Consider the following 16,695-nt stretch of genomic DNA (forward strand, 5'->3'; position numbering starts at 1 on the left):
CGTCACTTGGCGACAGCGGCCGGAGCCTCTTCGCCGAGCAGCTTGCCGTCCGAGGTCTCGAACTGCTTCTTGAACTCCGCGATGGCGTCGGCGACGGCCGTGAGGGTGTCGTCCGACATCTTGCCGCCCTCCTTGATGGAGGTCATCAGGCCCTGCTCCTTGCGGTGCAGGTACTCGAGGAGCTCCCGCTCGAAGCGGCGGATGTCGGCGACCGGCACCTCGTCCATCTTGCCGGTGGTGCCGGCCCAGATGGAGACGACCTGGTCCTCGGTGGACATCGGCTGGTACTGGGCCTGCTTCAGCAGCTCGACCATGCGCTGACCGCGCTCCAGCTGCGCCTTCGACGCGGCGTCCAGGTCGGAACCGAAGGCGGCGAACGCCTCCAGCTCACGGAACTGGGCGAGGTCGACGCGCAGACGACCCGAAACCTGCTTCATCGCCTTGTGCTGTGCGGAACCACCGACTCGGGAGACGGAGATACCGACGTTCAGCGCGGGGCGCTGACCGGCGTTGAACAGGTCCGACTCCAGGAAGCACTGGCCGTCGGTGATGGAGATGACGTTGGTCGGGATGAACGCCGAGACGTCGTTGGCCTTGGTCTCGACGATCGGCAGACCGGTCATCGAGCCGGCACCCATGTCGTCGGAGAGCTTCGCGCAGCGCTCCAGCAGACGGGAGTGCAGGTAGAAGACGTCACCCGGGTAGGCCTCACGGCCCGGCGGGCGGCGCAGCAGCAGGGACACGGCGCGGTAGGCGTCGGCCTGCTTCGAGAGGTCGTCGAAGATGATCAGGACGTGCTTGCCCTCGTACATCCACTGCTGGCCGATGGCCGAGCCGGTGTACGGCGCCAGGTACTTGAAGCCGGCCGGGTCGGACGCCGGGGCGGCGACGATGGTCGTGTACTCCAGCGCACCGTTCTCCTCCAGCGCGCGGCGGACCGACGCGATGGTGGAGCCCTTCTGGCCGATGGCGACGTAGATGCAGCGGACCTGCTTGTTCGGGTCGCCGGTGCGCCAGTTGTCGCGCTGGTTGATGATCGTGTCGACGGCCAGGGCGGTCTTGCCGGTCTGGCGGTCACCGATGATCAGCTGACGCTGACCACGGCCGACCGGGGTCATCGCGTCGACGGCCTTGTAGCCGGTCTCCATCGGCTCGTGCACCGACTTGCGCTGCATGACCGTGGGGGCCTGCAGCTCGAGGGCGCGGCGGCCGGACGTCTCGATCTCGCCGAGGCCGTCGATCGGGTTGCCGAGCGGGTCGACGACGCGGCCGAGGTAGCCCTCGCCCACTGCCACGGAGAGAACCTCACCGGTGCGCTGCACCGGCTGCCCCTCCTCGATGCCGCTGAACTCACCGAGGACGATGGCACCGATCTCGCGCTCCTCGAGGTTGAGGGCGAGGCCGAGGGTGCCGTCCTCGAACTTCAGCAGTTCGTTGGCCATGGCCGAGGGCAGACCCTCGACCTTCGCGATGCCGTCGCCGGCAAGGGTGACCGTACCGACCTCCTCGCGCGAGGCCGCGTCCGGCTTGTACGACTGGACGAAGGTCTCCAGTGCGTCCCGGATCTCCTCCGGCCGGATCGTGAGCTCCGCCATCTGGGTTCCCTGCTCTCCTTGTTGGGCCCGAAGTTTCACTTTGGGGGTCTGGGGGCGACCCCCAGGAATCCTCTGCACGGCCCAACATGGGCCGTAAGTACGTACTGCGTGTTCAGTTGCGGCTAGCTCGCCAGCCGACGCTCGGCGTCCGCGATGCGGTCCGCGAGGGAGCCGTTGATGACCTCGTCACCGACCTGCACCCGGATCCCGCCGACGACATCGGGGTCGACGTCGAGGTTGAGGTGCATCTGACGGCCGTAGAGCTTCGCCAGAGCGGCGCCGAGGCGCTGCTTCTGTACGTCGCTCAGCGGCACCGCCGAGGTGACGACGGCGACCATGCGGTCCCGCCGCTCGGCGGCGAGCTTGGACAGGGACTCCAGTCCCGCTTCCAGGCTACGTCCCCGCGGCGCGGTCACAAGGCGCGTCACCAGACGTTCGGTCTGGGCCGCGGTCCGGCCGCCGAGGAGGCTGCGCATCAGCTCCCTCTTGGCCGAGACGGTGGCCTTCCGGTCGGTCAGCGCGGCCCGCAGCTCGGGGCTGGACGAGACGATCCGGCCGAACCGGAACAGCTCGTCCTCGACGTCGTCGAGCGTGCCGGCCCGCTGCGCGGCGGTGAGGTCGGCGGTGTTCGCCAGCTCCTCCAGGGCGTCCACCAGGTCACGCGACTGCGACCAGCGGGAACGCACCATGCCGGACACCAGGTCCACGGTCTCGCCGCCGACCTGCGTGCCGAGCAGGCGCTGGGCCAGCTCGGCCTTGGCCTCACCGGCCTGCGCCGGGTCGGTGAGGACCCGACGCAGCGACACCTCGCGGTCGAGCAGCGCGGTCACCGCGGCCAGCTCGTCGGCGAGCCGCGCCGCGTCCACGGACGTGTTGTCCGTCAGCGCGTCGAGACGCTCACGTGCGGCTGCCAGGGCCTCGCGGCTCGCTCCGTTCATCGAGACGCCTCGGCCTTCTCCTCGAGCTCGTCGAGGAAGCGGTCGATCACACGGCTCTGGCGGGCGTGGTCCTCGAGGGACTCACCGACCAGCTTGCCGGCCAGCTCGGTGGCGAGCTTGCCGACGTCCTGCCGCAGCGCGGCCGAGGCGGCCTTGCGGTCGGCCTCGATCTGGGTGTGACCGGCGGCGACGATCTCCTCGCGCTGCCGCTGGCCCTCCGCGCGCATCTCGGCGATGAGCGCGGCACCCTGCTCCTGCGCCTCCTGGCGCAGCCGCGCGGCCTCGTGCCGGGCCTCGGCGAGCTGGGCCTTGTACTGCTCCAGGACGCTCTGGGCCTCGGTCTGAGCGGCCTCGGCCTTCTCGATACCGCCCTCGATGGCCTCGCGACGCTCTTCCAGAACCTTGTTGATGTTCGGGAGGAGCTTCTTGGCGAGGAAGCCGAAGACGATGACGAAGGCGAGCAGGCCGATGACGAGCTCAGGGATCGGCGGGACGAGGGGATTCTCCATCTCCCCCTCAGCCGCGATGATGAGCAGCTGGCTCATGTCAGTGCCTTTCGTCTAGTGGACTGGTCGTGGATCAGTGATCACACGCCGTAGACGAACGGCATGACCAGGCCGATGAGGGCGAGCGCCTCACAGAAGGCGAAGCCGAGGATCTGGTTGGCACGGATGAGACCGGCGGCCTCGGGCTGGCGGGCCAGGGCCTGGGTGCCGTTACCGAAGATGATGCCCACGCCGACGCCGGGGCCGATCGCGGCGAGGCCGTAGCCGATGGAGCCGAGGGAGCCGGAGACGGCGGCGAGGGTCTCAGTGGCAGCCATGCTGATTCTTCCTTCTCTGTACGGACCGGCGGGGGTTGGCCACCGGACGATTCAAGGGTGGTGCAGGGGTGGGCGCTCAGTGGTGCTCGGCGAGCGCGCCCTGAATGAAGGTGCAGGTCAGGAGCACGAAGACGTACGCCTGAAGGGCCTGGATGAAGAGCTCGAAGGCCGTCATCACGAGCACCATGATGAAAGAGACGCCGGCGTACGCGATCCCGATGCCGTTGAGCAGGTACCAGCTGGCGATCGTGAACAGGAGCAGCAGCGTGTGGCCCGCGAACATGTTCGCGAAGAGTCGCACCGCGTGCGTGAACGGGCGGACCAGCAGGTTCGAGAAGAACTCGATGAGCATCGCCAGCGGCAGAACCGGGCCGAGTTCCTTGTTGTAGCCCGTGAAGTTCTTGAAGGCGCCGACGAAGCCGTGCCGCTTGAAGGTCAGCGAGACCCACAGGATGTAGACGATCAGGGCGAGCACCGCCGGGTAGGCGATGATCGAGGTGACCGGGAACTGGGCGACCGGAATGATCGACCAGAGGTTCATCATCCAGATGAAGAAGAACAGCGAGACGACGAGCGGGACGTACTTCTCGCCTTCCTTCTTGCCGATCGTCTCGTAGACGACGCCGCGCCGGATGAAGTCGTAGCCGGCCTCGGCGACCATCTGCAGCTTGCCGGGGACGACCTTCGGCTTGCGGAAGGCGGCCCAGAAGAAGCCGATGACGATGATCGAGCCGAGCAGCGCCAGCAGCATCGTCTTGTTGAAGTACAGGTTGCTGTCCGCGTCGCCCCAGAGGGGCTCGAACAGGAACGAGTGCAGGCCGGGAGCCGGGAAGCCACAGCCGTCGAAGATGTGGCAGTCGGTCTCGAAGGCGAGCACCTGCGTCGGGTCAGCACTCACCGCGGGCTCCTTCAGCGTGGCGCATGGGTACGGCAACCTCGTTGTGTCGGCGCGGCGCACAGCCGCGGTTCGGCACTGGACTGGTGTTACGGATGTGGGGGCGGCGGTTCGGCGTCGAGCCTCGCGATGGAACAGGCGTCAGCTCGGATGCCCGCGCCCGCAGTGCCGCAGTTGGCACCGGACGATAGCAGCTTGTCGAACGCGGCTTTATCCCGGCCCTACCCCTCACGACGACGGACCCGTCTTCTCGGGCTTGCTGCCCGCGGAGTCGGGTTCGACGTAGAGCATCTTGGACTTCATGTGCGCCATCGTCTGCGCACCGATCCACGCGAGCGTGGTCGCGATGAGCGTGATCGCGAAGGCCCGGGGGTTGAACAGCGTCGTGTTCTTGAACACGGCGAGGAAGACGAACAGCAGCAGGATCTGCGCCGCGTAGAGCATCAGGCCCATCGCCTGGAACAGGTGCGGCAGCGTTTTGGCGGTGCGCTCGAGTACAAGCAGACCGATGCCCATGAAGAGGATCGTCACCAGCGCGGCCACGAGGGACCCGACTGCGCCCTTGCCGCCGGCCACCACACCACTGACGACGGCGGCAACAGCGCCGACGGCAGCTGTGGGCACAGCAGCCTGGGCCAGGATCCGGACGTCATTGGACGGCATGGCGGCAACTCCGCTTTCGCAGGGGGGCAGGGTGTCGTCATGGACGAGCGTAGTCCCGGGTCGAGAGGGGACCTCACGCCAATGGACCGTCGCACTGCGGTCCTTCGGCTCTGTCCGGGGTTCTCGTGAACCGTATCACAAACTATTTGATGAGGTCTTTACCTGGAGATGTGCTCGCCGTCACACATGAGAGTGACCGTGCGCGTCTGTGCAGAAACAGAGCCGACTTGTCTGGTATTGGGGCTCTTCGTTCCCCCATGAATGGGCAATGCTTTAGTCAGATTCTTACCTTGTGAAGCGCGAGCGAGGGCCGATGGCGGTCGCTCCGTTGACTCCTGAGACTCCCGCGGCGACCGGAGTGCGCTGTTCCTCCTCGGCCGGGGCGCTCTGCTCCGGGGCCTCGTCGACTGCGGGCGCGGTGAGGACCGTGCGGCGCCGGTAGCGCGGGGGCACGAAGTGCTCGGCCCACCTCGGAGCGCGCGGGGTGAAGCGGGGCAGCAGGAGCAGGACCAGCCCGATCGCACTCAGGAAGACCACGCTCAGGACGATCCACATCGACGCCGAGTTCACGGAGTAGGCGAGCGTGCCGAAGGCGATCAGCGCCGACCAGAAGTACATGATCATCACCGCGCGGCTGTGGGAGTGGCCGATCTCCAGCAGACGGTGGTGCAGATGACCGCGGTCGGCGGCGAACGGCGACTGGCCGCGCCAGGTGCGCCGCACGATCGCCAGGATCAGGTCCGCGGCCGGGATCGCGATGATCGTCAGCGGCAGCAGCAGGGGGATGTAGACGGGCACCGTCTGGTGCACGGCCTCCCTCTCGGAGTGGGCGAACACCTTCAGCGCGTCCGGGTCGACCTGCCCGGTGATGGAGATGGCGCCCGCGGCGAGCACCAGGCCGATCAGCATCGAGCCGGAGTCGCCCATGAAGATCCGCGCCGGGTGCATGTTGTGCGGCAGGAAGCCCAGGCACATGCCCATCAGGATCGCCGCGAACAGGGTGGCCGGGGCGGCGGCCTCGATGCCGTACGACACCCAGACCCGGTAGGCGTAGAGGAAGAACGCCGCCGACGCGATGCCCACCATGCCGGCTGCGAGGCCGTCGAGCCCGTCGACGAAGTTGACCGCGTTGATGGTGATGACGACCAGCGCGACCGTGAGCAGGGTGCCCTGCCACTGGGTCAGCGCGACGTTGCCGACGCCCGGGATGGGCAGCCACAGGATCGTCAGACCCTGCATGACCATGACGCCCGCGGCGATCATCTGGCCGCCCAGCTTGATCAGGGCGTCGATCTCGAACTTGTCGTCCAGCACACCGATGAGCCAGATCAGCGCCGCGCCGGACAGCAGCGCCCGCGGCTCGTTGGAGTTCTCGAAGACCTGGCTGAGGTTGGTCAGGTGGTCGGCGACCAGCAGGCCGGCGCACAGGCCGAAGAACATCGCGATCCCGCCGAGCCGCGGAGTGGGTTCCCGGTGCACGTCACGCGCCCGGATCTCCGGCATCGCTCCGGCCACGATCGCAAACTTCCGTACCGGCCCTGTCAGCAGATACGTCACCGCGGCCGTGATGCAGAGCGTCAGCAGGTATTCACGCACGGGCTTCCCCACAGGTCTCGCTGGCCATCTCAGCCCCACACCCTAGCGAGGTGCGCATATGGATGAGGACTTCCGGGTAGCGACGATGGTTGCACGTGTGGCTGTGTACGGAATTGCGCCTGCCCCCGCTCAACGCGGATACGGCGGAAATCGACCGGCCAGCTCCCGCACTTCTGCACGAGCCCGCTTGCCGTCGACCTCGCCGCGCAGCACTCCCCCCAACAGGGCGGCGATGCGTCCCATCTCCCGCTCCCCCATCCCCTGCGTGGTGACCGCCGCCGTGCCCAGGCGCAGGCCGCGGGCGTCGTCGTGCGGCAGGGCGCAGCAGTCGAGGATCAGGCCGGCGGCGGCGAGCCGCCCGCGGGCCCTGCGGCCGTCGACGCCGAGCGGGGCCGGGTCCGCGGTGATGAGGTGGGTGTCCGTGCCGCCGGTGGTGACCACCAGGCCCTCGGCGGCCAGCCCGGCGGCCAGAATCCGGGCGTTGGCGACCACCTGGTGCGCGTACGCCGAGAAGGCCGGTGTGGCCGCCTCACCGAAGGCGACGGCCTTGGCGGCGATGGTGTGCATCTGGGCACCGCCCTGGGTGAAGGGGAACACCGCTCGATCGACCCGCTCGGCCAGTTCGCTCCCGCACAGGATCATGCCGCCGCGCGGTCCGCGCAGCACCTTGTGGGTGGTGGCGCAGACGACATCGGCGTAGGGCACCGGATTCGGCGCCGCTCCCCCGGCGACGAGCCCGATGGGATGGGCCGCGTCGGCGATCAGATACGCCCCCACCTCGTCGGCGACCTCGCGGAAGAAGGCGTAGTCGATGTGCCGGGGATAGGCGATCGAGCCGCACACGATCGCCTTCGGGCGGTGCGTACGGGCCAGGGCACGCACCTGGTCGTGGTCGATGAGCCCGGTCTCGGCGTCGACCCCGTAGCCGACGAAGTCGAACCAGCGGCCGGAGAAGTTGGCCGGCGAGCCGTGCGTGAGGTGGCCGCCGTAGGGCAGCCCGAGGGCGAGGACGGTGTCCCCGGGGCGCAGCAGGGCGGCGTACGCGGCGAGGACGGCCGAACTGCCCGAGTGAGACTGGACGTTGGCGTGCTCGGCCCCGAACAGCGCCTGCGCCCGCTGCATGGCGACCCGCTCGGCGACGTCGACGATCTCGCAGCCACCGTGGTACCGGGCGCCGGGATACCCCTCCGCGTACTTGTTGGCGAGCGGCGAGCCGAGGGCGGCGAGAACGGCCGACGAGGTGAAGTTCTCGGCGGCGATCAGCTGGAGGGTGGTGGCCTGCCGGTCCAGCTCCCCGAGCAGAATCTCGGCGAGCTCGGGATCCTGCCGCCGCAGTACATCGACAGAGCCCTCAGGGGCATGAGTGACCGACATGGTGGACTCCGGGCGTCGACCGTCACGTAGGTCCACTGTAGGCCGGGGTGGTCGGGGGCGCCCGCTGTTGTACGGCTGCCGCGTGGGGCCTGTGGTCAGGCGCCCGGAGTCACGTACGCGCCGTCACACCCGTCAGCGCCGTGACGACCGGATCCAGCGCCTGGTGTATCTCGTCGCCGATCGAGCGGAAGAACGGCAGCGGCGCCCCATACGGGTCGTACACCTCGTCCGCCTCGGCCGTCGGCGCCAGGAGCCACCCGCGTAGAGCGGCCGCCGCCCGCACCAGCGCGCGGGCGCGGGCGACCACGCCCTCCTCCAGCGGAGGCAGCGTGGCCGGGTCTATGGCCCGCACCAGACGGGTGAACTCCTTCAGCGTGAACGTCCGCAGACCTGCCGAGTGGCCCATGGAGATGACCTGGGCGCGATGGTCCCGGGTGGCCGTCAGGACCAGGTCGGCGCGGATCACATGCTCGTCGAGCAGCTCCCGGCCGACGAACCCGGTCGCGTCCGCGCCGAAGTCGGCCAGCACCGTCTCGGCGTTGGCCTCCATGGGCGCGCCCTCATGGCCCCAGGTGCCCGCGCTCTCCACGATCAGCCCGCCGCCCAGGATGCCGAGCCGTTCCTGCACGAAATGCCGGGTCAGCCGCTCGGTGATCGGCGAGCGGCACACGTTTCCGGTGCTGACGTGGAGGATGCGGAAGCTGTCGCGCGGAAGTCCCACGAATGTCGTCGTGATCTCCGCCGCGCTTTCCCCGTTGCCTATGCCACGCCCCGCGTCAGGGGCTGTCAACTGGCCACCTCGAGGTCGGGTACGACCTTGCGCAGCTCGTCCGGCGAGAGAGCGCCCTCGCGCAGCAGGACGGGCACCGGGCCGGTGACGTCGACGATGGAGGACGGCACGATGCCGGGGGTGGGGCCGCCGTCGAGGTAGACGGAGACGGAGTCGCCGAGCATCTCCTGGGCGGCGTCGCAGTCCTCCGGCGCCGGGTGGCCGGTGAGGTTGGCGGAGGAGACGGCCATGGGGCCGACCTCCGTCAGCAGCTCGATGGCGACCGGGTGCAGCGGCATGCGCACGGCAACGGTGCCCCGGGTGTCGCCCAGGTCCCACTGCAGGGACGGCTGGTGCTTGGCGACCAGCGTGAGGGCGCCCGGCCAGAAGGCGTCGACGAGCTCCCAGGCCAGCTCGGAGAAGTCGGTGACGAGACCGTGCAGCGTGTTCGGGGAGCCGATCAGGACGGGGGTGGGCATGTTGCGGCCCCGGCCCTTGGCCTCCAGCAGGTCGGAGACGGCCTCGGAGGAGAACGCGTCGGCGCCGATGCCGTACACGGTGTCGGTGGGCAGGACCACCAGTTCGCCACGGCGGACGGCGGACGCGGCTTCGCGCAGACCGGTCACTCGGTCGGTCGCGTCGTTGGTGTCGTATCGCCGTGCCATATCAGCGGGCCTCCTCGTACACGAAGTACTGCTGCTGGGAAGAGTTCGGGCTGCTCACGGCAGCGCCTTGCGGGCGGTCGCGAAGCGCGGCCGGTTGTTGAGGTCCGGGTGGTCGGCGGCGTCGGCCCAGCCCCGTTCCTCCGTGAAGACCCACGGCACCTGGCCGCCCTGGGTGTCGGCGTGCTCGATGACGACGACGCCACCGGGGCGCAGCAGCCGGTGCGCGGTGCGTTCCAGGCCGCGGATGAGCTCGAGGCCGTCCTCGCCGGAGAACAGGGCCATCTCGGGGTCGTAGTCGCGCGCCTCCGGAGCGACGTACTCCCACTCCGTGAGCGGGATGTACGGCGGGTTGGAGATCACCAGGTCGACCTGGCCGTCGAGGTCGGGGAAGGCGGTCAGGGCGTCACCCTGCCGCAGATCGACCCGGGACCCCTCCACGTTCTTGCGGGCCCACCGCAGCGCTTCCTCCGACAGCTCCACGGCGTGCACCCGGGAGCGCGGCACCTCCTGGGCGAGGGCGAGCGCGATGGCGCCCGAGCCGGTGCACAGGTCGACGATGAGCGGCTCGACGACATCCATGGCACGCACGGCGTCTATGGCCCACCCGACCACCGACTCGGTCTCGGGACGCGGCACGAAGACGCCCGGCCCGACCTGCAGCTCCAGGTATCGGAAGAAGGCGCGCCCGGTGATGTGCTGCAGCGGCTCGCGCTGCTCACGGCGTGCGACGACCTCCCAGTAGCGGGCGTCGAAGTCGGAGTCCTTCACGGAGTGCAACTCGCCCCGCTTCACACCGTGCACGAACGCGGCGAGCTCCTCCGCGTCGGTGCGCGGCGAGGGCACGCCGGCGTCGGCCAGCCGCTGGGTGGCTTGAGCTACCTCAGCGAGCAGCACGCTGCGGGCGCTCGGGGGCCGCCCCCCAAATGATTGCTGCACGCTCGTCCTCCGTGTACTCGTGAATGCCTTACGCGGCTGCGAGCTTGGCGGCCGAGTCCGCGTCGACGCAGGCCTGGATCACCGCGTCGAGGTCGCCGTCCAGGACCTGGTCCAGGTTGTACGCCTTGAAGCCGACGCGGTGGTCCGAGATGCGATTCTCCGGGAAGTTGTACGTACGGATCTTCTCGGAGCGGTCGACGGTACGGACCTGGCTGCGGCGGGCGTCGGCGGCTTCCTTCTCCGCCTCCTCCTGTGCCGCGGCGAGCAGCCTGGAGCGCAGGATACGCAGTGCCTGCTCCTTGTTCTGCAGCTGGCTCTTCTCGTTCTGGCAGGAGGCGACCACTCCGGTGGGCAGGTGCGTGATGCGCACCGCGGAGTCGGTCGTGTTGACGGACTGGCCGCCCGGGCCGGACGACCGGTAGACGTCGATCCGCAGGTCGTTCGGGTTGATCTCGACGTCGACCTCCTCCGCCTCGGGCGTGACGAGCACACCGGCCGCGGAGGTGTGGATGCGGCCCTGCGACTCGGTGGCCGGCACCCGCTGCACGCGGTGCACGCCGCCCTCGTACTTCAGCCGGGCCCACACCCCCTGCCCGGGCTCGATCTGACCGCGGGCCTTCACCGCGACCTGGACGTCCTTGTAGCCGCCCAGCTCGGACTCGGTGGCGTCGATGATCTCGGTCTTCCAGCCGACCCGCTCGGCGTACCGCAGGTACATGCGCAGCAGGTCGCCGGCGAACAGGGCGGACTCGTCGCCGCCCGCGCCGGCCTTGATCTCGAGGATGACGTCCTTGTCGTCGCTGGGGTCGCGCGGGACCAGCAGCAGCCGCAGCTTCTCCGTCAGCTCCTCGCGCTGCTGCTCCAACTCCTTGACCTCGGCGGCGAACTCCGGGTCGTCGGCGCCCAGTTCGCGGGCCGTCTCGATGTCGTCGCCGGACTGCTTCCAGGAGCGGTACGTGGCGACGATCGGGGTCAGCTCGGCGTAGCGCTTGTTCAGCCTGCGCGCATTGGCCTGGTCGGCGTGGACCGACGGGTCGGCGAGCTTCTTCTCCAGGTCGGCGTGCTCGACGACGAGCTCCTCGACGGCCTCGAACATCTCTGGCTCCTGTGGTGCGTACGTGGGTGAAGGGGCGGGCGACCAAAAACGCCGGTCCCGGCGCGCCGAAGGAAGGGCGCGGCCGTGGACCGGCGAAATGGGGCTCGCTACTTCTTGGAGCCGGCAGCCTTGCCGAAGCGGGCCTCGAAGCGGGCCACACGGCCACCGGTGTCGAGGATCTTCTGCTTGCCCGTGTAGAACGGGTGGCACTCGGAGCAGACCTCGGCCCGGATGGTGCCGGACTGGATCGTGCTGCGGGTGGTGAACGACGCGCCGCAGGTGCAGCTGACCTGCGTCTCGACGTACTCGGGGTGGATGTCGCGCTTCAAGGTGTCTCCTAGTTTCGGGAGGGCGCCGGGTCGCTGCCGCGGGATGCGGGAGCGTGAACCGGAGCCGACGTACCAGTCTGCCAGGACTGGGGCCATCCCCCAAAACCGGGGGTTGCTGTTGTTTGTTCCCTGCGGGTGAGGGGTGGGTTCGCGGACCGGGGTGCCACTTGATCGTCGTCGGCGACTGCGGGTCGTCTTTGGTCGATCGCGCAGTTCCCCGCGCCCCTTAGGGCGTCACCACGCCCTTGGCCTCACCTGTGGCCGTGCCTTCTGTGGCCGACTTCGGGATCGGTCTGTCGTTCTTCAGGGCGGTCCAGACCTGCTGGGCCTTGGGCTCGTCCAGGAGGACGCGGTTCGGGTCGGCCGGGTCGTACTGGACCGGCATGGTCACCATGTGCATCTTCGACGCGCTGATGCCCTTGAGGCCGTTCGCCCAGGACACGAGGGAGTTCACCGAGCCCAGGCCGGAGTCGGTCGTCACGGCCTCGGTCGCGGTGTCGGCGAGGTCGTACAGCTTCTTCGGGCTGGTGAACAGGCCGACGTCCTTGACCTGCTCGACCAGCGCCTTGATGAAGGCCTGCTGGAGCTGGATGCGGCCGAGGTCGGAGCCGTCGCCGACGCCGTGCCGGGTGCGGACCAGGCCGAGGGCCTGCGTGCCGGTGAGCTTGTGCGTGCCGGCCTCGAGGTTCAGATGGCTGTCGGGGTCGTCGATGTCCTCGGTCGTGGTGACCGTGACGCCGCCCAGCTCGTCGACCAGCTTCTGGAAGCCGCTGAAGTCGACCTCCAGATAGTGGTCCATACGGATGCCGGTGAGGGACTCGACGGTCTTCACGGCACAGGCGGCGCCGCCGGTGGTGTACGCGGAGTTGAACATCACGCTCGTCGCGGTGTCATGCGTGGTGCCGTCGGTGTCGGTGCACTCCGGGCGGTCGATGAGGGTGTCGCGCGGTATGGAGACGACACTGGCCTTCTTGCGGCCCTCGTAGAGGTGCACGATCATCGCCGTGTCCGAGCGGGCGCTGCCGTCGTCGGCGCCGCCGCCGAGGTCCTGGTTGCTGCCGGAGCGGGTGTCCGAGCCGAGGACCAGGATGTTCTCGGAGCCGTTGTCGGCCTTCTCGGGCCGGTCGGTGCCGAGAGCGTGGTCGATGTCGACGCTGTTGATGTTGCCGTTGAGCTTGAAGTACACGTACCCGAGGCCGGTGCCGCCGAGGACGACGATGCCCGCCGCGGTCCAGGCCGTGATCAGCAGGCCCTTGCCGCGGGGCTTGCGGCGGCCCGGGGCACGATGGCGCGGGCCGGTGGTGCCGGGCTCGCCCGGTATGCCGGGTTCCGGCGTGCTCTCGGCAGACATGTGCTCCTCGGTTCTCGTCGGGTCGGTTACCCCCTGCGGTGAGGAACAGGCGTGTACCGCACCGTCGTCGCTCCGTACGGTCAGACGGGGAAACTTGGCGCAGGGTTGCACAGAAAACTGTGAAGGGCCGTCCCCGTCACCTCGGTGACGGAGACGGCCCTCAGGTTGCCGTGTCCTGGACGGCTCAGTCGCCGTTGCCCGGCGTCGGCGTCGTCTTCTGGATCTGCATCAGGAACTCGACGTTCGACTTGGTCTGCTTCATCTTGTCGAGCAGCAGCTCGATCGCCTGCTGCTGGTCGAGCGCGTGCAGCACCCGGCGCAGCTTCCAGACGATGCCCAGCTCCTCGGCGCCGAGCAGGATCTCTTCCTTACGGGTGCCGGACGCGTCGACGTCCACCGCCGGGAAGATGCGCTTGTCGGCGAGCTTCCGGTCGAGCTTGAGCTCCATGTTGCCGGTGCCCTTGAACTCCTCGAAGATCACCTCGTCCATGCGGGACCCGGTGTCCACCAGGGCGGTGGCGAGGATGGTCAGCGAGCCGCCGTCCTCGATGTTGCGGGCCGCACCGAAGAAGCGCTTCGGCGGGTACAGGGCGGTCGAGTCGACACCACCGGACAGGATGCGGCCGGAGGCGGGCGCCGCGAGGTTGTACGCACGGCCCAGACGCGTGATCGAGTCGAGCAGGACGACGACGTCGTGGCCCAGCTCCACAAGGCGCTTGGCGCGCTCGATGGCGAGCTCGGCGACCGTGGTGTGGTCCTCGGCCGGGCGGTCGAAGGTCGAGGAGATGACCTCGCCCTTGACCGACCGCTGCATGTCGGTGACCTCTTCCGGACGCTCGTCGACGAGGACGACCATCAAGTGGCACTCGGGGTTGTTGTGCGTGATCGCGTTGGCGATCGCCTGCATGATCATGGTCTTACCGGTCTTCGGCGGGGCCACGATCAGACCGCGCTGGCCCTTACCGATGGGCGAGACGAGGTCGATGATGCGGGTGGTGAGGACGCCGGGGTCCGTCTCCAGACGGAGCCGGTCCTGCGGGTACAGCGGCGTCAGCTTGTTGAACTCCGGGCGGCCGCGGCCGTGTTCGGGCGCCATGCCGTTGACGGAGTCCAGGCGGACCAGCGCGTTGAACTTCTCGCGCCGCTCGCCTTCCTTGGGCTGACGGACCGCGCCGGTGATGTGGTCACCCTTGCGCAGGCCGTTCTTGCGGACCTGGGCGAGGGAGACGTATACGTCGTTCGGCCCGGGCAGGTAGCCCGACGTACGGATGAAGGCGTAGTTGTCGAGGATGTCCAGGATGCCCGCGACCGGGATCAGGACGTCGTCCTCGGCGATCTGCGGCTCGCTGCCCATCTCGTCGCGGCCACGACGGCCCCGGCGGTCGCGGTAGCGGCCACGACGGCCCCGGCGGCCGCCCTCGAAGTCGTCGTCGTCCTGCTGACGGTCCTGGCGTCCGCCGCCCTGCTGGCCCTGCTGCTGGCCGCGCTGCTGACCGCCCTGCTGGTCGTCGCCCTTACGGCGGTCCCGGTCACGGTCACGGTCGCGGTCCCGGCCGCGCTCGCGGCGGTCCCGGCGGCGGCCCTCGGCGCCCTCACCGGCGTCGCCCTGCGGCTGCTGCTGCGCGGGCGTCTCGGCCTTCGGCTCGCTCTTCGCCTCGGCGGTGACGGTCTCGGGGCTGCCGGCCTCGGCGGTGGCCCGGCGACGACGGCGCTCCGCGGGGGCGTCGTCTCCCCCACGCTCGGCTTCTCCCCCACGCTCGGCTGCGCTCGCGCGGGAGGGGCCCCCAGCCGGCTGGCCGGGGATCTCGATCTGCTGCTGGGCCACGGCCTTCTCGGCGGGCGCCTCGGCCCTCTTCTCGGCCTTCGCGGTCTTCTCGGCGGGCGCGTCCTCACCCGTGCGCGCCTTGGAGGTGGCGCGGCGCTTGGGCTTGGTCTCGGCGGCCTCGGCGCTCTTCGCCGGGGCTCCGCCGCCGGCCTGCGCCTCCTTGATGACCTCGATCAGCTGGCTCTTGCGCATACGCGCGGTGCCCCTGATACCGAGGCCGGATGCGACCTGCTGCAGCTCGGCCAGCACCATGCCCTCGAGGCCGGTACCGCGGCGCCGCCGGGAGCCGGCACCGGTGGCAGGCGCGGAGGCGTCCGTGGCGGGCGCGGCAGCGGTCTCCTCGACACGTGCGCCCATCAGATCGGTGGTGTCGCTCACGAAGGGTCCTTCCCTGGAGCGGACGTCGGCCTGTCTGGCTCGGCGACCGGTTGTGCTGTCCGGCTTCGGTCCTTGCTGTGCGAACCGTGCCGGGGCGGTGGTCCGCCTAAGCGGCGGAAGAAATATCTGGTGATGGCGCTTCCTCGAGCCGTGGCACCCAGTGTCACGTGGCGTGGTCGCACCGGTTCCGGAGCTCCCCCAGAGGGGGTACCCCCACCGTCGGACCGCTCAGTGTCGGCGTACGACGTACTGCCCTCGTACGAGGTACAAAACACAGTGCGGCTTGGGGGGCTCCCGGAAGAATGTCTGTCCCGGACTGGGACACGAGGCACCTCGCCATGGTGGGGTCGGGTGCAGACTTGAGGTTAACACTACCGGATCCAACAAACATTCCCCCTCTCCAAATCCGGCAATCGCATGCACTTAATCGGAACCGGAGGGCGCGAGCGGCAGCACGCTCGCTCCCTGCAGGTCGAGCGCGAGCCGGTTCGCGGCCCAGCCCTGACCTGCGAGCTGTTCCACCTTGTCGGCCGTTCCCGCGTCGGCCAGCGCCATCACCGTGGGTCCGGCGCCGGAGATCACGGCGGGAATGCCGTCGGCCCGCAGCCGCTCGACCAGCGCCGCACTCTCGGGCATGGCGGGCGCCCGGTACTCCTGGTGCAGGCGGTCCTCGGTGGCGGCCGGCAGCAACTCGGGGCGCCTGGTCAGAGCCTCGACGAGCAGGGCGGCCCGGCCCGCGTTGGCGGCGGCGTCGACGTGCGGCACGGTGCGCGGGAGCAGTCCGCGCGCGGTCTGGGTCAGTACCGGCTTCCCGGGCACGAAAACCACCGGAACGATGGAATCGGCGGGCTCCATCCTGATCGCCCGCGCGCCCCCGGCCTCCATCCAGGAGAGCGTGAAACCGCCCAGCAGACAGGCCGCCACGTTGTCCGGGTGGCCCTCGATCTCGGTGGCGAGTTCGAGCAGGGCCGTGTCGTCGAGCTTTGCCTCGCCGCCTATGGTCACGGCGCGCGCGGCGACGATGCCGGCGCAGATGGCAGCTGAAGAGGAGCCCAGGCCACGGCCATGCGGAATGCGGTTCGCGCAGACGATTTCCAGGCCGCGCGGCTGTCCACCCAGGGAATCGAAGGCGGTGCGGAGGGAGCGTACGAGGAGGTGGTTTTCGTCACGTGGCAGCGTCTCGCTGCCCTCACCCGCGATGTCGATGTGCAGCCCGGAGTCGGCCACCCGGACGACCACGTCGTCGTAGAGCCCCAGCGCGAGGCCGAAGGCGTCGAAGCCCGGGCCGAGGTTGGCGCTGGTGGCGGGGACGCGCACCCGTACGGCGGCGGCGCGGAAGGCTGGACCGGCCATCGCTCGATGACTCTCCTTGAGCTGCGTGATTGTCGAAGACATTCGATGACGTACGACGAACCCTGCGGCCGCCTTTCGCCGGGAGACCGGACGTTGTCCGGCTGCGGAG

The 16,695-nt window shown here is 69.4% G+C and carries 16 protein-coding genes; all 16 read right to left on the reverse strand.

The window, feature by feature from the left end:
- Positions 1-2: 2 nt before the first annotated feature.
- Positions 3-1,595 (reverse strand): F0F1 ATP synthase subunit alpha, encoded by a 1,593-nt coding sequence (gene atpA / locus StrepF001_RS25470; RefSeq protein WP_129800551.1) that lies wholly within the window; start codon positions 1,593-1,595, stop codon positions 3-5.
- A 122-nt stretch (positions 1,596-1,717) separates the two neighbouring features.
- Positions 1,718-2,533 (reverse strand): F0F1 ATP synthase subunit delta, encoded by an 816-nt coding sequence (locus StrepF001_RS25475; RefSeq protein ID WP_129800552.1) that lies wholly within the window; start codon positions 2,531-2,533, stop codon positions 1,718-1,720.
- Complete coding sequence (locus tag StrepF001_RS25480; protein WP_129800553.1) at positions 2,530-3,078, reverse strand: F0F1 ATP synthase subunit B; 549 nt, start codon at positions 3,076-3,078, stop codon at positions 2,530-2,532. Before StrepF001_RS25480 ends, StrepF001_RS25475 begins: the two co-directional genes overlap by 4 nt.
- A 41-nt stretch (positions 3,079-3,119) precedes the next feature.
- A complete protein-coding gene (locus StrepF001_RS25485; RefSeq protein WP_067273352.1) occupies positions 3,120-3,356 on the reverse strand; it encodes a F0F1 ATP synthase subunit C in 237 nt (78 codons plus the stop codon).
- A 76-nt stretch (positions 3,357-3,432) separates the two neighbouring features.
- Positions 3,433-4,254 (reverse strand): F0F1 ATP synthase subunit A, encoded by an 822-nt coding sequence (gene atpB / locus StrepF001_RS25490; RefSeq protein WP_129800554.1) that lies wholly within the window; start codon positions 4,252-4,254, stop codon positions 3,433-3,435.
- 225 nt (positions 4,255-4,479) lie between these two features.
- Positions 4,480-4,914, reverse strand: a complete 435-nt coding sequence (locus StrepF001_RS25495; RefSeq protein WP_129800555.1) for a hypothetical protein — start codon at positions 4,912-4,914, stop codon at positions 4,480-4,482.
- 285 nt (positions 4,915-5,199) lie between these two features.
- Positions 5,200-6,510, reverse strand: coding sequence for an MraY family glycosyltransferase (locus StrepF001_RS25500; protein WP_129800556.1), 1,311 nt, complete (start codon positions 6,508-6,510; stop codon positions 5,200-5,202).
- A gap of 129 nt (positions 6,511-6,639) precedes the next feature.
- Positions 6,640-7,884 (reverse strand): serine hydroxymethyltransferase, encoded by a 1,245-nt coding sequence (gene glyA / locus StrepF001_RS25505; protein WP_129800557.1) that lies wholly within the window; start codon positions 7,882-7,884, stop codon positions 6,640-6,642.
- Positions 7,885-7,993: 109 nt separating this feature from the next.
- A complete protein-coding gene (locus tag StrepF001_RS25510) occupies positions 7,994-8,674 on the reverse strand; it encodes a protein-tyrosine-phosphatase (protein WP_129800558.1) in 681 nt (226 codons plus the stop codon).
- A complete protein-coding gene (locus tag StrepF001_RS25515; protein WP_129800559.1) occupies positions 8,671-9,318 on the reverse strand; it encodes an L-threonylcarbamoyladenylate synthase in 648 nt (215 codons plus the stop codon). Before StrepF001_RS25515 ends, StrepF001_RS25510 begins: the two co-directional genes overlap by 4 nt.
- 54 nt (positions 9,319-9,372) lie before the next feature.
- Positions 9,373-10,212 (reverse strand): peptide chain release factor N(5)-glutamine methyltransferase, encoded by an 840-nt coding sequence (prmC, locus tag StrepF001_RS25520; RefSeq protein WP_129800560.1) that lies wholly within the window; start codon positions 10,210-10,212, stop codon positions 9,373-9,375.
- Between the two features lie 70 nt (positions 10,213-10,282).
- Complete coding sequence (prfA, locus tag StrepF001_RS25525) at positions 10,283-11,350, reverse strand: peptide chain release factor 1 (RefSeq protein ID WP_129800561.1); 1,068 nt, start codon at positions 11,348-11,350, stop codon at positions 10,283-10,285.
- Positions 11,351-11,457: 107 nt separating this feature from the next.
- Complete coding sequence (gene rpmE / locus StrepF001_RS25530; protein WP_059301453.1) at positions 11,458-11,679, reverse strand: 50S ribosomal protein L31; 222 nt, start codon at positions 11,677-11,679, stop codon at positions 11,458-11,460.
- 226 nt (positions 11,680-11,905) lie between these two features.
- On the reverse strand, positions 11,906-13,030 hold the full coding sequence (locus StrepF001_RS25535; RefSeq protein WP_129800562.1) for an LCP family protein: 1,125 nt from the start codon (positions 13,028-13,030) through the stop codon (positions 11,906-11,908).
- A 184-nt stretch (positions 13,031-13,214) separates the two neighbouring features.
- Positions 13,215-15,233 carry a transcription termination factor Rho gene (gene rho / locus StrepF001_RS25540; RefSeq protein WP_129800563.1) on the reverse strand — a complete coding sequence of 673 codons (2,019 nt, stop codon included), beginning with the start codon at positions 15,231-15,233 and terminating at the stop codon, positions 13,215-13,217.
- Between the two features lie 423 nt (positions 15,234-15,656).
- Positions 15,657-16,586: a homoserine kinase gene (thrB, locus tag StrepF001_RS25545; RefSeq protein ID WP_129800564.1), complete on the reverse strand. Its 930-nt coding sequence runs from the start codon at positions 16,584-16,586 to the stop codon at positions 15,657-15,659.
- Positions 16,587-16,695: the final 109 nt, after the last annotated feature.

The sequence above is a fragment of the Streptomyces sp. F001 genome, assembly GCF_004187715.1.
Classification (GTDB): Bacteria; Actinomycetota; Actinomycetes; order Streptomycetales; family Streptomycetaceae; genus Streptomyces; species Streptomyces flavusporus.